The organism is Mesorhizobium sp. WSM4809 (assembly GCF_055811655.1).
Genome location: NZ_JBVVQW010000066.1, coordinates 1 through 514, shown reverse-complemented (window position 1 = coordinate 514; position 514 = coordinate 1). Strand labels below are relative to the sequence as shown.

Annotated in this window: 1 pseudogene; it reads left to right on the top strand. The window is 60.7% G+C overall.

What is annotated here, in order from left to right:
• Positions 1-197: 197 nt before the first annotated feature.
• A pseudogene (locus AC0L24_RS33875) lies at positions 198-514 on the top strand (IS630 family transposase); the annotation flags it as partial.

Here is a 514-nt window from a genome sequence, read left to right as displayed (position 1 = left end):
CTCGGGCTGGCGAACCTTCGTATTGTGGCGGACATTGCGTGGCCCGGCGGTGTGCTGGGAGCCATCGTCGGCACGCTGTTTTGGGTGATCGCCCGACCGGATCGACAGCCGTCTTAGCCCCTCATCAGCGTGCCGAATGCTGCCCGCGTGTGATCGGAGTCCGGCGCATGCGTACAGGAATTTCCTTTTCCGTTTTGCACAGGCATCAGGAGTTCATCCGCTTTCTCAAGGCCATCGATGCCGAAGTGCCGGCCGGCAAGCACGTCCACGTCATCCTCGACAACTATGCCGCCCATAAGCACCCCAAGGTGCGGGCCTGGCTCGACCGCAATCAGCGTTTCACCTTCCACTTCACGCCAACCTCCAGTTCGTGGCTCAACGCGGTCGAGGGTTTTTTCGCTAAGTTGTCCAGACGACGCCTCAAGCGCGGCGTCTTCCATTCCGTCGTCGACCTCCAGGCCGCCATCAACCGCTTTCTTGCCGACTACAACCAACAGCCCAAACCGTTCGTCTG